This is a genomic window from Undibacterium sp. JH2W, assembly GCF_049340425.1.
Taxonomy (GTDB): Bacteria; Pseudomonadota; Gammaproteobacteria; order Burkholderiales; family Burkholderiaceae_D; genus Undibacterium.
This window is the reverse complement of the sequence record NZ_JBMPOT010000013.1, coordinates 127564-141325: the sequence shown is the minus strand read 5'-3', so window position 1 is coordinate 141325 and position 13762 is coordinate 127564. Positions and strand designations below refer to the sequence as shown.

Sequence of the window (13762 nt, the reverse complement as noted above, 5' to 3'; positions counted from 1 at the left end):
AAAAATTCGTAATTTCATATTGGCAATCTTTTATAATTTGCACATTTACACTTTTACATGTTTCCCCACCGTTGGGGAGCATCTCCATGATGAAAGCAAAGTTCCAATGACCCGTCTTTACTCTGCCTTTCCAGCGCGCCTTGCCCTGTCTGCACTGTTTGCCAGCCTGATTGTCTGCACTTCTTATGCTGTCGATACCGCAACAAACCAGCCCTCCATCGCCAGCAAAATCAAGCTGGCCCAAAAAAACACTACCGAAGCACGCGAGGCGATAGGGCAGCTCAGGAATGAGGCCAGTGCTTTGTCCAAACCTGCTGCCAGCCAGGCTGAACTGCAACAGGCACTCGCTAAAATCAAACTGGCTTTGTCATCTATAGAAAGTACAGATGCCAAAGACCTCATGTCTGATGCCAACCATTTCCACGGTCGCCGCTTTGATTATCTGTTTGATGCAGCGCTCATTGAACTGCGCCTGGGCAATAAGGAAGCCTTCTTCAATTTTTTGGAAAGCACCCAGCACTGGGTATTGATACCTGCGATAAAAAAATATCTGAGCACACCCAGCTTTGCCAGCATCAAGGATGAGCCACGTCTGCAAGCCTATCTTAAGGCTTCGGAGCTACCGGCAAAAATGGGGCGGGCATCCGTCCTCGCCACCGGGTATCAAGACAATATCAGCAATGCAGAAAAAGTCGCTGGCTTGTCCTTGTTCTGGTCAGAAGCCAGGCGCAGTTTTGTCCATTTCCAGCATGTGCCTGACCTGGACTGGGACCGGCTGTATCTGGACTACCTGGGCAAAGTCATGCAAACCACCAGCACACGCGAGTATTACCAGCTCATGATGCAACTGGCACCCCTGCTACAAGACGGCCACACCAATATCTATGCACCGGATGAGCTCAGTGATCAGTTTTACTCCCGCCCGGCGCTTGAGACTGCACTGATAGGCCAGACTGTGTTGATCACCAGGGTAGGCAACCAGCAACTGGCAAAGAGAATCAAGCGTGGCGAAGAAATCACCAGCATAGACGGCCAGCCCGTCCATGAATACGCGCTGAACAAAGTTGCCCCTTACGCGAGCAGCAGCACGCCGCAAGACAAGGCCGTGCGCACATATGGCTATGGGCTCTTGATGGGTGATAAAAGTCAGAGCATACGCCTGGGCTTGCGCGATGCCGCAGGTAAAGAAAGAGTAGAAACTGTGGTCCGTGGCGAAGCCACGGACGTGGCTGGCAACCCAGCCTTCGATTTCAAGATGCTCAAGGGCGAAATCGCCTATCTGGCCATAGACCATTTTGAGAGCGATGCTGGCGCCAGGAAACTGGCCAGCCTCATGCCTACCGTCATGAAGGCCAAGGGCCTGATACTCGATATCCGCAGCAATGGCGGTGGGTCCAGCATGCATGCAGCCGCCGTACTCAGCCTGCTGAGCAAGCAGCCCGTGCCATTTGCCGATAGTACAGAAAGACAAGAGAGCAACCTCATGCGCGCCCAAAGCGATGTGATCTTCCTGGGAGTTTTAAGAGGCGGCCTGACCCAGCCCTATGTAAAAGAGCACCAGGATATCTATAGTGGCACTGTAGTAGTGCTGGCAGGACCAAAAACCTTTTCTGCCGCAGAAGATTTCCTGCTGTCTTATATCACCATGCAACGCGGCCGTATCATAGGCAGCGCTACTGGCGGCAGTACAGGCATGCCTTTATCCTTCAAACTGCCGGGTGGCGGCAGCGCCCGCATCTGCGTCAAACACGACAGCTTTCCTGATGGTCGCGAATTTGTTGGCAAGGGCATAGCGCCCGATATAGAAATTGCGCCCACCGTGGATGACATACGTGCCGGACGCGATGTGGTACTGGACAAGGCCCTGGCAGTGCTGAGTAAATAAGGAAGACATGCATCCAGTGCGGCAGGGGGATAGGGGAATATTTGCCATCCCCCTACCGTGCAGGAAAAAGCTAAGATGCCAGCAGCCCCACCAGTGCCGGAGCTGCCATGGAAGGTAAAAATTCAGTCACGGTGTACTGCGCCACCGCCTCACGCTGAAACGGGTCTTGCTGCAAGATCGCCTCCAGCGCATCCCGGCTGGCTACATTCACCAGGATAAAGCCACCAGTACGCGGCTCCTTGCGCCCGGATAGCAAGAACTGCCCGCTGGCATAATGCCGCTCCAGAAATTCGCGATGTCCGGCCACAAATTGGTCCACCACTGCCAGGGGCTGGATGTAAGTGAGTTCAACGATGAACATGAAAAAAAATCCTTGATAAATTGATGCGTTAAAAAAGCCAGAGGCAAGCAGCGCCCGGCAGGTCTTGCCAAATTACCGCCCCCGGCCACTGGCCTCCACCATGATCTCGTTATCACACTTGTCCAGCTGACGATTAAAACCTTCTGCATCACCGATCAATTTGGCCAGACCTTTGCCGGTTTCAAAATTCGTCGGCAACTTCAGGCGTATCTCTTGCAAGTACTTGCCATCAGCACAGCTCAGCATGAAATTCCTGGCCAGGGTTTCACCTTCCTGTTTTTTGATGACATCAAAAAACTCATTGACCTTGAATGACTTGCCCGCATGCGCCAGGATGAACTTGCCCACCGCCGAGTTATTCACTTCTTCCACTGCTGCTGCAGCGGTCTTGAAATAAGTATCTGCGTCACGCTCCTGGCAAGTGCCGTGTTTGCTCCATTCGTATTCGCCAAACTTGCTTTCAAACTGGAAATTTGGCATCCACTTGGCGATGCGGTTCACCGTATCCGTACTCAGCTTCAAAGGCGCACCGGGGCAATTGCCATAATTGATGCCGCACTCTTTTTTATTTGGCCACAGACCATGCAGGGTCAGGTTATTGATCTTCAGCTTGCCACTATTGATGGCATCACATTCCGGTTTTTTGCCGTGATAGGCAAAGTGTTCACAAAAACCCGGTTGCCAGGTGATGGCCAGTACATAACTGTCTTCCTGATTGGGTGTGCTACACATGCTTTGCTGCTCGGCGGCCCTGGTCGCCTTGGCACGGCCAGCAGGCGCGTTGTCTTGCGGCACCTGATCCAGTTGCGCCTTGCCGCAATCACGCGCCACCCAGCGTAAATTGGGGTTAGCACCGTCCACATCCACCCGCAACCAGCTATAGTCACCCGGCTTGTTAATCTCTTTTACCGCATAGCTCTTACCCGCCACCGCCCGCACTGCACCAGGATTGCTTTGCTTATTGAAAGACGAATACAGCTCACAAGACTGGCTGGCCGTGAAACTACCATTGACGGGTTCGCTGGCATGCACAGACAAAGCTGTGCTGCCCAATAAGGCAAGCGCGAGAAGCAGGCGTGAAGTCAGTTGTTGCATGTTGTGGTTTACTTTCTGTTGTTGGCAATAGCGAATGATGCACTTGCTCTATAAGCAGCGGAATTTGCCGATATTGTATCGCCAGGTACTAAGCTAGTGTTACATGGCATTTCAAAACGCTTATTGAAAAACCAGGTTGCGGCTTAAGCGCCCGTCATTTAGACAACACAGACATCGCGGCGATATCGCTCTGACGGGGACATTCGAACGGATTTCCGAGGCGTTCAAAGCTACTATCGCCACACAGCACTTGAATACCATGCGCGCATTATTTTGAACATCGATGGCAAGCTGTTCCAGGACTCATTTCATCAACAGAAATAAGCCTGGTTAAGTCCTTGATTTTACTGGAGCGGGTGAAGGGAATCGAACCCTCGTATGAAGCTTGGGAAGCTGCCGTTCTGCCATTAAACTACACCCGCGAAAGCCTTATTCTACAAGGCTTCTCCCCTGTTTTGCAATAATCTTAAATTTCCGAAATTCGTGATTTTTTCCGCAAAATCAATTTGTTGGCAGTGTTGTCTTGCCTCTTCGCAAGTAATGTTTACTCGTCGTCCTGGTGTCATCGTGACCAAGCAAGTCGGCGGCTGCCTGGTGTCCACGCTGGTCCGCTGTGTCGTCGGCGGCCTTTGCTCTAAGATCGTAAAACCTGAAATTTTCGATGGCGTTTGCCTGATTCGGGTTATCGTCTTTCGCCAATCGCCTAGCTTCATCAAAATAGTTCCGCATGACAATTTGCGTTATTTTCCTGCCTTGCAGGTTGACTAGCAGAGCGCCGGTGGCGACTTTGTACGTGTCTTTACGGGCATGTATGCGGTCGATTGTTTCCTTTAGTCTGCCAGCAATTACAATTCGCAAGGGCTGTTTTGTCTTTTCCTGAGTAATAATCAAATGCCCCTCGATGATGTCATGCTCAGTCATCGCTGCCAGGTCTGCCGGTCTTTGTCCGGTTAAATAGGCGAGATCCATAGCATCTTTCAGAGGTATAGAGGCATACCTATATACCAGGCTGTAAAGATCGTCGGAAATGTAGGTGGTTCTTTTCCCTAGGCGAGGAAGTAATCCGATTTACCCCATATTCCTTAGGTGAGGCAGGAGGCATCACAAAATGAGTGGTATCGCTGACAGCGCAGATGCGCGCATTATTCTTGATCTTGAATACGCGCTTAATAATATGCAACGCTTTACTGTCGTTGAGCCTGATATGCATTGCCTGTTTTGTGATGGGCCTATTGGGTATGGCGAGCTTTTCTGCAATGTTGAATGCCGTAACGACTATCAGAAGTTGCAAGCTGCAATTAAAAGAAATGGAGGTAATATTTCTTATTGATGCCAGGCAGGATGACGAAATTGTTGCGAGAAGTCATTTGATAGTGCTGTTCGACTTACCTAACTGGCAACTCGTATCAAATTCAAATTACTGCACACACGGTCTCGTCCGCTCTTTTTGGCTGCATAGAGTGCGTTGTCTGCAGCCTCAATCAATTCGACAGGGTTATGCAAGTTTCTTACGGGGGTAATGGCTTCAACCCCCGCGCTGACAGTCACAATTCCAGGCTCGTTGCCAGCATGTGAAATACCTAAATGGTGAATTGCCTGACGTATTTTCTCAGCAATTAATATGGCACCTTCGACGTCAGTGGTAGGAAGAATCACCGCCAGTTCTTCACCGCCATATCGAGCCGTCAGGTCGCCAGCGCGGTTCTGGCAAGATTTAACTGCTTGGCTGATTTTCCTTAGGCATTCATCCCCAGCAGCATGGCCGTAGAGGTCGTTATATTGTTTAAAGTGATCAACATCAATCATGATGAGGGCCAGTGAACTGGCATTTCTGATAGCCCGGCTAAACTCTTCTTCTAAAGTGAGATCGAAATTACGCCGATTGGCAAGCTCAGTAAGCGCATCCTGAAGAGACAAGCGCTCTAGTGTCTTATTGAGATCAATCATTGCGTCCCGTGCCCTAATGAGCTCAGCTTCAGCATTGAAGCGTAATTTCATCTGAGCAATCAGATAGAAGCCTACTGAGCCGAGTATGATCACGAGCAAACCTACTCCCGCTGAGTGCCACAAAGTATCTGTCAACCAATCGGCAAGAATTTCATCTTCAGAGACTGCCGCAGAGACAAACAAGGGGTATTTATCTAAACGTCGAAAACTGTTTAATCGTTTGACGCCATCCTGGGCTGATTTCACCGTGAATGTACCCGTAGCCTTAGATGCACTTTCTTTAAAAACCGTTGTTGTTTTCATGTCCCTGCCTATGGAGTCAGGCAACAGTGGGCGGCGAGTAATCATGGTGCCAATATTCGACACTAGAACAATTGCTCCGGCCTTACCGATATCGAAGCTGTTATAAAATTTATTGAAATAGTCAATATCTATAGTTGCAAGTGCAACACCAGCAAAACTTCCATCTCGATGATTTATTCTACGTGATAAAGTTACAATCCAAACACCACTTGAACGACTGAGGATCGGCGACCCTATAAAAGTGCCATTGTCTTGGTGGCTACGGTGATAAATGAAATAGTCACGATCTGCATTGTTGACATTTGATGGTGTAGAGGGAAGTGAATTTACTAACCATCTGCCATTTTCATCATAAACAAATAAGCCTTTGAGCTGGGATAGTTCCGCTGTCTTGAGTACCAATAAATTGTGGAGACGTTCCAAAGCCGCCGGGCTAGTGCCATCAGCTTGAATGCGCTCGTCAATCCCTAGCAGGGCAGCATCAGCCGCTTTTAATGTATCGTCTGCGTGTTGTGCTATTGCGCGTGCCATGTTGGCAGTGGAAACTTCCATCTCGCGTAATTGGTTTTTTCTTGCTGTCCAGCTACGCCATCCATCCATGCATATAAGCGACACGCAAACAAAAATAACAAATCCCATTGCGAGCCATTTGAGAGATCTCTTTCTGGGCGTTGAGCTTGTCTGATTAATCGAAGTCACTTGATTGTTCATAAATTGGCAGAATTAATGCAGCGTATTTGCTACTGCGGTTAGCTCAGATCTTGCGCCGTATCGATCATTTAAGACATTGTGGGGTAATGCAAGATTCATTGGAAACATATTACTCTTAGAGCTTGAGAATGGGAATAAAGTGATTTACTGACAATTAAATCACATCGGTACCCAGGCCAGTTATATCACGCGGATGCATGCAGGCCATATGAGGATTGTTGTCAATTTGCAATATTTTGCAGTTTGAACCCTTGGCGCGCAAACATCCCACCACCACGCCTGCCCGCTAAATGGGTCTCTTTTTACTCAAATATGCGTCACCATTTAGAATCAAGCCCAGCTTACGTTTGCAGCCACCCAGATTGCCTCAAATGATGACGCATTTTGACGCAAATTTTCATGGCATGCGCGTATTGCAAGTCGCGGTTTTGAATTCGCGTTGAAGGTGGGATTTTGAGTGGGGCTAGGGAAAAGAGTAATTTAAGTAAGACGAGAGAAAAAGTTAGGCTAGGCAATCTGCCAAAATGCCTGATGTAGTAAAAACTGTGATGGCCGCTTTCTCACTGCTGCGATCGATATTCATCGCTACTTATTAATTTTTTTAATATTTCCAGAACAAGGCTTACTATTGTATTTCCAGTCAAGCGATTATCCCTGCGCCATCCATGTCTGCCAGTTATACATCGCTGCGCAGGCGGGCAGTATCCAGACAAGGCAGTTGAACGGACGGACACATGCTTAAATAGGACTTACGCAAAATTGTCCCAGCAAGGCGTAGCGACGAAGACAGTACTTTAGTACGGCTAGGAGCTGCAACGCAGCTGGGGCGGTTTTGCGTAAGTCCTATAAATGCTATCCTCGTTCAGCCGCCTCCATTAGTCTGCAGAATAGATTCTTACTTCCGGTGCAGCTTTGAGCAATGGTTTCAAACTGACTACGACATCTTTTGTAAATAAGTCGCTGGTGAGATAAGCCTCTGCTTGTTTTCTGTTGTCGAAACCATGCAGTACCTGGATATCATCTTCTCGAATCAACAATTCTTTCGACTTTGCACCAGGGGCTTGATTTAGAAATGGTGCCTTGAATTTTGTATATATAGCTTTAGCTGCATTCCTGTCTTGTGTATCAATTTTCAAAGTGATTTCCAAATATGCCTTTTCTGCGCATGCAAAAGTTGGCGCGGCAGCGGCAGAGGCCGCCAGTACCAGGGATAAAATTCTGAAGATAGTGGGATGGAGTATTTTTTTCATGGTACTTTTAAGTATGATTGAAGAGCAAATATTGTTTGTATCAAGCCGCTACGTAAATACGAATGTCTGGATCGTTTTGTAAAAGAGGCTTCAAGGCAGTCACAACATCCTGATTAAATAAATGGCTGGCAAGGTAAGCTTTGGCATTTTCAACAGTATCAAATTCGTGCAAAACCTGGACATCCTCATCCCTGACCAAAAGTTTTTTTGAAACGGCCCCAGGAATCTCACGTAAAAAATTCTCTTTGAATTTGGTATAGATATCAGCTGCCAATTGGCGTTTATTTGTTTCAATATTTAAAGCAATCTGTAAGAAAACCATTTTATTTTCTCTCTCTATGTCATGATGATTTTTGTCAGCAATGTTGCTGACTAGGGATCAGCTTACGCAGATTGACACTTATATTGAAATTGTTATTTAAAATAGTATTTATTCAAATCTTCAATAAATAACCATATGAATCTAAATCACCTCAGATTTGCAAGTGCCCTTGCTACTTCCAAATCCTTTACATCTGCTGCTGCCATGTGCTTTGTGACTCAGCCTACCTTATCCAACGGGATATTGCAGTTAGAGGAAGAATTAGGTGAACGTCTGTTTATCCGGACTACGCGAACTGTCTCATTGACGCAGTTCGGTGAACATGTAATGCCTTACATTAACGATGTTTTAAGCGCAAAAAATACTTTATCGCATCAAGCCCAGGCATTTCTACAACCAAAAAAACGCTTGATACGTATTGGCACATCACCACTTATCAGTACAAAGTTAATGGGCTTGATGATAGAACCATACCGTTTGAAAAATCCGGAAGTTGACATCGTCTTACGCGAGATGAATATGACGGATCTTGCCCAAATGCTGGACAAAGGGCATCTCGATTTCGTATTTGGCGTTGAAAATCTTCAAAAAGGCCCCTGGATGCGTGCATTTTTATACAATGAGCCCTTACTGTATATTCCCCAAGGAGGATCGATAAAAAATCAGATAAAGTCAGGCACAGTTAGATTCAAAGACATAGCAAATCAGACCTATGTCATGGTTCCAGACGCTTGCGGACTTGCACGTGCAACCCGGGCATTGTTTCGCAGCCACCGTCGCAAGCTGGTCGAATACTCAGGAGAAGCGATGAGTTATCAAGTTCTGGAACAATGGGCCAAGCTGGGTATAGGCTCTGCCATATTACCAAAATCCAAAGTTATCGCCAGTGAAGATTCCACATTTGAAATTGCGGATAAGTCAGGTGAAACTGTCTTGCTCACTTTTGAAGCCATCTGGCCACCAATTTCCGAGGCGACTTCTCACCTGAAAAATTTTGCGTATCACCTTAAAAAACTGGTTCCCGAAATTATGAATGGATTACATGTCCAATAAGACATAGCTAAACTGGATTCGGTTTGAAGAATTGGCTTCATTTAATGCCCGAACTAATGCCCGAATCAAGTTGCGACTTAGGAAAATTTCTCAGAAATCGCCAAATATATTGACCTCAGTACCAAAACTATCCAAAACACGCTGCTTTAATTCGCTCGCGTCTTTAGGGTATGCATAGCTTAGGATACCTTTTACACCGTGCTTTTCCAGCGTTTCTCTATTGGGAAAATAGGCAAGATTCGATGCGGGACTTTCTATCTGCATTTCCATTTTCATCTCGACTTTGATGCCGGATTTTCCTAATTCAATGGCTTTTTCTTGTGCAATATCGATGTCATCGATCTGATATTCCCATTGCTTGTCACTTGTAATTAAAATGATGGACCCACTCTTTTTAGGAGTTCGCTTTTCTTCGAGAATCACTGGCTTCAATTTACTGTCAATTTCTTTAAATAAATCGCCATCGACATTAATTGATTGCAAGAATTCAAGCTCACTGATACCGACTCTAGTAAGATAGTCTTCAAATCTATTCCCAGTTATGTCCGTGCTTTTCAATTTACCACTTTCGAAACTGGCAATGGTTTCTGTTGATAGTTGGCCCTTTGTCGAGCCATGAAATCCAAGTAATGCATGCGCTCCCAATACTTTACTTGAAGCACCCAGGAATAAATAATTCGCACATGAAGACAAGCAAGCCGCTTCGACGACAAGTTGAATATTTCTTGTCCGAATTTCTTTCGCCATTAATATGGCCTCTTCAACATTACCCCCAAGTGAGTTCATCCTCAACTTTTCAGTTTCAGGTTTGAGGTGTTTCAATAAAGCTTGATGACTCCCCCTCACTATTTCGCCATCATATTGAACCGTTTTTTTGTCAGGGTCGGTAATTAAATATTCTGGCTCTGCAGCAATTGACACTGAAGAAAAGGCGAACAAAATTAATAGTAGTTTCATGTTTTTTTCTTGTTGTGCAGCCAGGGTAATGTGATTACCCTGGCTGCTTTGCTGTAATTATTTGACTACATGTGGTTCAGCTTACGATTTGGGGCAAGTGACTTTACGTAACTACATATTGAACTGATCGCTTGCTGGGACAGTAATGCCGGTCACTCGGTTTTTTTGGTGGTACTGCCAAATGTCATGTAAGCGATTAAAGCCATCGCGATGAGTAGCAAAACTATGGGCTGTGATCATTCATGTGCACCTTTTGTTCTGCCTCGCAGTCTGCTTCTGAGATGCATCTTGGTTTATTTTCAGCAATAACTTAAAAAGACATGCTTTCCATTTACTTATTTAAATAATAATTGAAAGCTAGCAACAAATGTCAAATAAAGTTAAAAATATATTTTCAACAATATTGCTGCGCAATTTATTGCTCATTTGATACAATCGCGCGCCCGCATGAAAGTCGCTCATTTATGCACTATGCTCGATTAGTTAAGGGCTTAGCCTCTCCAGCCTGAGGCATGAAAGCCAATCAAAGGGGGTTTTGCATATTGAATTTGCGGACTGCTGAGGGCGACGTCCCAGGTCATGTTGAGATCCAGAACGATATCGGCAGAAAGATGAGAGTTAAACGCAACAACAGCTGTTTTCTGCCTATGCACATACAACTTTGTTTTTTCGACAAGTTGCATTAAAATTAATAATTAGATACCCCATGCAAGGCAACAATGTATGCCCTTGCCTTGCTGTATTTCTCTCGATGTTCTACCCCTTACCAAAAGGACGATCATGAGCACCGCAAGCCCTAATGCCAATAATTCCAGCAATTCCAGTAATTCAACCACCAGCACCGCAGCTGCCAGACCCAATATTCTCTTCATCATGGTCGACCAGATGCGTTATCCGCCCAGGTATTCTTATGATCCGCTGGAGCCGCTGTACCAGATCTTGCGCTTTGAAGAGGGGGACTTGCGGGATAATCCGTATGCAGAATTGTTCCCCGGCTTTGTCAAACTGCGTGAGCATGGTGTATCGCTGCAAAATCATACTTGTTCCAGCATCGCCTGCGTGCCTGGCCGTGCCACCATCATGACGGGGCAGTACAGTGCGCACAGCGGCGTGACACAGACCGAGGGCATGTTCAAAGTGGATACTGATCCAGCCTTTCCGTGGCTGCCTCAAGATGGTGTGCCTACCATGGGTGACTGGTTCCGTGCGGCAGGTTATGAAACGCATTATTTCGGGCGCTGGGATTTGTCTAACCCACCCACAGGCAGTCTGGAAGACTGGGGCTTTGGCGACTGGGAATATTCCATACCTTCTGACCAGCGCTTTGGCACACCCAACCTGGGCGTGTATCGCGACAAAAGCTATACCGACCTGGTCACCACGTTCTTGCGCCGCAAGGGGCTGGGGGTGGAGGAAAATATCATCAACAGCAATAACCCCACCAATGCCAGTTTCAAGGCCAGGCCCTGGCTGGCGGTGGCATCGTTTGTCAATCCGCATGATATAGGCGCTTATCCCTTCCCCTGGCAACCAGCAGTGGAAACTCCGGCCACAGCGCCGACTCTGGGCGATATCATCGCGCCCTTTGGTGCGCCGGTGAAGGGTACGATGAGCCAGCCACCGGTGTATGGCAAGGCACCCAATCAATTCAATGCCACCTACCGCGTGCCGCTGAACCCGGGTGGTTTCAAGCTGGGTGAAGTCAAGCTGCCGGCCAACTGGCGTGGTGATTTATCGAGCAAGCCAGATTGCCAGTACGATTATTCCTACAAGTTCCAACTGGCCTTGACGACGTTGCGTGGCCAGCATGCCGTTGTGCCCTCACCTTATCCGTTCAAGATGCAAAGCAATGCCGAGGACTGGTATCGCAACTACCTGGCGTTTTATCTTTATCTGCAATACCTGGTGAATATCGAAGTCAGCACCATCCTTGAGCGCCTGTATGAAAGCGGCCTGGACCAAAACACCATCGTCGTGTTCACCTCTGACCATGGCGAGCTGGCGGGTGCCCATGGTGGCCAGATAGAAAAATGGTGTGGCGCTTACCAGGAAGCCATCCACATCCCGGCCATTATTTCTTCGCCGCTGGTGAATGGCGACAAGGGCATGCGCACGGTGCAATGCCATACCACCCATGTAGACTGGGTGCCCACCTTGCTGGGCCTGGCTGGCTATGACCAGAACGACAGACAGGCGTTGGCCAAGTTCATCCAGGGCCATGATGTCAAACCCCTGGCTGGTGAAGACCTGGCTCCTGTCATACGCGGTGATGTGCAGACCAGCGAGCGCAAGGGCGTGCTGTTTGTCAGCGATGACAATATCACTGCCCCATTGGATACCAATTACCTGCCCGACAAATACCAGTGGTATGTGGACATCACAGAACGCCTGACCAGCCCCACTGGCAAGCCTACGGAAGAACAGCCCTTAACGGCATCTGGCCCGGTGGTGCAACCCAATCATATACAATCCTACTTTGAAAAACCCTGGAAACTGGTGCGTTACTGGGAACCGCAAAATCCTGCGAACACGCAATGGGAATTGTATAATCTCGACGCTGATCCAAATGAAAACCACAACCTGCTGCAATGGGACAAAAGCACAGGCGCACCGATACTGCGTTCAGGGCAGATCGTTGAACTGGGCCTGAACCTGGCACGCACAGAAATTGATTTGCAATACCTGCGCAAGGCCTTGAACCAGGCCTTGCTCAAAGCCGGTTATACACCGCAAAACATGCAGGAGATGGGGACAGTTGCAGATGGTCAGGCGCCGACCTGAGATAGTTTGATGAGGGCGTGCAATACGCCCTCATCCTATTTCAGTGCACGAAAAACCGGTGCGCATGGCGCACCCTACCACGGATATCATCATCGCTATTGAATGAGCATATTCTGCAGGGTGCGCCATGCGCACCGCCATATGCCCGTAAAAAAAGCTTTTCATGAAAACCATATTCGTATTTTTTAAATTTTTATTCCTGTCCTGCGCATGTACCGCCATCGGCAATGCACTCAGAAATCTGCATCGCCATCTTCATCAGAAAAATTCATCCTGAGTATGGGGCTAAGAATTTATCGTTTTTGGATGCAATCCAAAAATTTGGAAATGAACTGATAGAGACACCTGTCACCTTGATTTTAATGACGATAGCTGGCTTCATACTACTTGCCTTTGCACTCAGAAAACAGGCAAGAGAAATTTTTCCCGCCTCTATTGCCTGGGGAGTTTTTATGGGCTTCTATGGGTCGAATTTGCGCTTTATTGCAGTGACTGGTGCCATTGCAAGGTTTTTCAACTTTCTCTTACCGCCAGAAAGAGGTGTTTCTTCAATCAATTTCGTTTTATTTGTTCTCATGGTTCCACTGGTGGCACTAACCACGATTATCCTCATTTTCATAAGAAAAGCATCAGCAAACAATAAGGTGAATATCATGCCATGAGCCTGGCTTTTGATATCTTCCACAGATAAAATTTCCAGACACGATCACGCATGTTAAAGTCAGGCTTATTGCCCCTGATCTATCGTTTTGGAATACCATCATGAAACCAATCAACCCGTTTTCCTGGCTTATCCACATAGCCCTCGATCCCCAAGCTATTCGCTTTGTTCTTTTTGGAAAGTGGACATTCAAATCGCTGAAAGTGGAAGACATCAAATCAGTGGTCGAAATAAATCAGGAATCAGCAACACAGAATGCGGGTGGAACCAGCAAGCCTTTACTGGCACGCAGCTTTTTGATAGAAACCAGGTTGGGCTGGTCTGAACGAAAAATGCTGGTAACACCAAAAGACCCCGATGAATTTCTTGCCTGGGTAAAATTGAAGAAGATTGATATTCACAGCAAGGCATAGAGATTTTTGTAAGTTGCGTCATG

General features: G+C 47.2%; 13 protein-coding genes and 1 tRNA gene. 6 read left to right on the top strand and 8 right to left on the bottom strand.

Features of this window, described 5'->3' with window-relative positions:
- Positions 1–106: 106 nt before the first annotated feature.
- On the top strand, positions 107–1885 hold the full coding sequence (locus ACO0LC_RS20205; protein WP_423006409.1) for a S41 family peptidase: 1779 nt from the start codon (positions 107–109) through the stop codon (positions 1883–1885).
- 70 nt (positions 1886–1955) lie between these two features.
- On the opposite strand, the gene ACO0LC_RS20200 is transcribed toward ACO0LC_RS20205, so the two are convergent.
- The 4 genes from ACO0LC_RS20200 to ACO0LC_RS20185 form a co-directional block, all read right to left on the bottom strand.
- Positions 1956–2246, bottom strand: a complete 291-nt coding sequence (locus ACO0LC_RS20200; protein WP_423006407.1) for a YciI family protein — start codon at positions 2244–2246, stop codon at positions 1956–1958.
- Positions 2247–2318: 72 nt separating this feature from the next.
- A complete protein-coding gene (locus ACO0LC_RS20195; RefSeq protein WP_423006405.1) occupies positions 2319–3341 on the bottom strand; it encodes a ribonuclease T2 family protein in 1023 nt (340 codons plus the stop codon).
- A 348-nt stretch (positions 3342–3689) separates the two neighbouring features.
- Positions 3690–3763 (bottom strand) — tRNA-Gly (locus tag ACO0LC_RS20190).
- Between the two features lie 79 nt (positions 3764–3842).
- Complete coding sequence (locus tag ACO0LC_RS20185; protein WP_423006560.1) at positions 3843–4322, bottom strand: tyrosine-type recombinase/integrase; 480 nt, start codon at positions 4320–4322, stop codon at positions 3843–3845.
- A gap of 127 nt (positions 4323–4449) precedes the next feature.
- Here ACO0LC_RS20185 and ACO0LC_RS20180 point away from each other — a divergent pair, with 127 nt between their 5' ends.
- The gene (locus ACO0LC_RS20180) at positions 4450–4671 is read left to right on the top strand and encodes a DUF2116 family Zn-ribbon domain-containing protein (RefSeq protein WP_423006403.1); all 222 of its coding nucleotides are present in this window, start codon (positions 4450–4452) and stop codon (positions 4669–4671) included.
- 59 nt (positions 4672–4730) lie between these two features.
- On the opposite strand, the gene ACO0LC_RS20175 is transcribed toward ACO0LC_RS20180, so the two are convergent.
- From ACO0LC_RS20175 to ACO0LC_RS20165, 3 genes are all read right to left on the bottom strand, one after another.
- Positions 4731–6302, bottom strand: a complete 1572-nt coding sequence (locus tag ACO0LC_RS20175; RefSeq protein ID WP_423006401.1) for a sensor domain-containing diguanylate cyclase — start codon at positions 6300–6302, stop codon at positions 4731–4733.
- 875 nt (positions 6303–7177) lie between these two features.
- Positions 7178–7504: a hypothetical protein gene (locus ACO0LC_RS20170; RefSeq protein ID WP_423006558.1), complete on the bottom strand. Its 327-nt coding sequence runs from the start codon at positions 7502–7504 to the stop codon at positions 7178–7180.
- 88 nt (positions 7505–7592) lie between these two features.
- Complete coding sequence (locus ACO0LC_RS20165; RefSeq protein WP_423006399.1) at positions 7593–7874, bottom strand: hypothetical protein; 282 nt, start codon at positions 7872–7874, stop codon at positions 7593–7595.
- 135 nt (positions 7875–8009) lie between these two features.
- Between ACO0LC_RS20165 and ACO0LC_RS20160 the strand changes: the two genes are divergently transcribed.
- Positions 8010–8927, top strand: a complete 918-nt coding sequence (locus ACO0LC_RS20160) for a LysR substrate-binding domain-containing protein (RefSeq protein WP_423006397.1) — start codon at positions 8010–8012, stop codon at positions 8925–8927.
- A 90-nt stretch (positions 8928–9017) separates the two neighbouring features.
- Here ACO0LC_RS20160 and ACO0LC_RS20155 read toward each other — a convergent pair whose 3' ends face one another.
- Positions 9018–9884 carry a hypothetical protein gene (locus tag ACO0LC_RS20155; RefSeq protein ID WP_423006395.1) on the bottom strand — a complete coding sequence of 289 codons (867 nt, stop codon included), beginning with the start codon at positions 9882–9884 and terminating at the stop codon, positions 9018–9020.
- A 780-nt stretch (positions 9885–10664) separates the two neighbouring features.
- On the opposite strand from ACO0LC_RS20155, the gene ACO0LC_RS20150 reads away from it, so the two are divergent.
- From ACO0LC_RS20150 to ACO0LC_RS20140, 3 genes are all read left to right on the top strand, one after another.
- Positions 10665–12665, top strand: a complete 2001-nt coding sequence (locus ACO0LC_RS20150) for a sulfatase-like hydrolase/transferase (RefSeq protein WP_423006393.1) — start codon at positions 10665–10667, stop codon at positions 12663–12665.
- Between the two features lie 227 nt (positions 12666–12892).
- Entirely contained in the window at positions 12893–13327 is a 435-nt protein-coding gene (locus ACO0LC_RS20145) for a hypothetical protein (protein WP_423006391.1), read from the top strand.
- A 100-nt stretch (positions 13328–13427) separates the two neighbouring features.
- Positions 13428–13739, top strand: a complete 312-nt coding sequence (locus ACO0LC_RS20140; RefSeq protein WP_423006389.1) for a hypothetical protein — start codon at positions 13428–13430, stop codon at positions 13737–13739.
- Positions 13740–13762 lie beyond the last annotated feature (23 nt).

Bases quoted from the DNA above. Each gene is read 5' to 3' on its own strand.
- ACO0LC_RS20205 (WP_423006409.1), top strand. From the start codon at position 107: ATGACCCGTCTTTACTCTGCCTTTCCAGCGCGCCTTGCCCTGTCTGCA.
- ACO0LC_RS20200 (WP_423006407.1), bottom strand. From the start codon at position 2,246: ATGTTCATCGTTGAACTCACTTACATCCAGCCCCTGGCAGTGGTGGAC.
- ACO0LC_RS20195 (WP_423006405.1), bottom strand. From the start codon at position 3,341: ATGCAACAACTGACTTCACGCCTGCTTCTCGCGCTTGCCTTATTGGGC.
- ACO0LC_RS20180 (WP_423006403.1), top strand. From the start codon at position 4,450: ATGAGTGGTATCGCTGACAGCGCAGATGCGCGCATTATTCTTGATCTT.
- ACO0LC_RS20175 (WP_423006401.1), bottom strand. From the start codon at position 6,302: ATGAACAATCAAGTGACTTCGATTAATCAGACAAGCTCAACGCCCAGA.
- ACO0LC_RS20165 (WP_423006399.1), bottom strand. From the start codon at position 7,874: ATGGTTTTCTTACAGATTGCTTTAAATATTGAAACAAATAAACGCCAA.
- ACO0LC_RS20160 (WP_423006397.1), top strand. From the start codon at position 8,010: ATGAATCTAAATCACCTCAGATTTGCAAGTGCCCTTGCTACTTCCAAA.
- ACO0LC_RS20155 (WP_423006395.1), bottom strand. From the start codon at position 9,884: ATGAAACTACTATTAATTTTGTTCGCCTTTTCTTCAGTGTCAATTGCT.
- ACO0LC_RS20150 (WP_423006393.1), top strand. From the start codon at position 10,665: ATGAGCACCGCAAGCCCTAATGCCAATAATTCCAGCAATTCCAGTAAT.
- ACO0LC_RS20145 (WP_423006391.1), top strand. From the start codon at position 12,893: ATGCACTCAGAAATCTGCATCGCCATCTTCATCAGAAAAATTCATCCT.
- ACO0LC_RS20140 (WP_423006389.1), top strand. From the start codon at position 13,428: ATGAAACCAATCAACCCGTTTTCCTGGCTTATCCACATAGCCCTCGAT.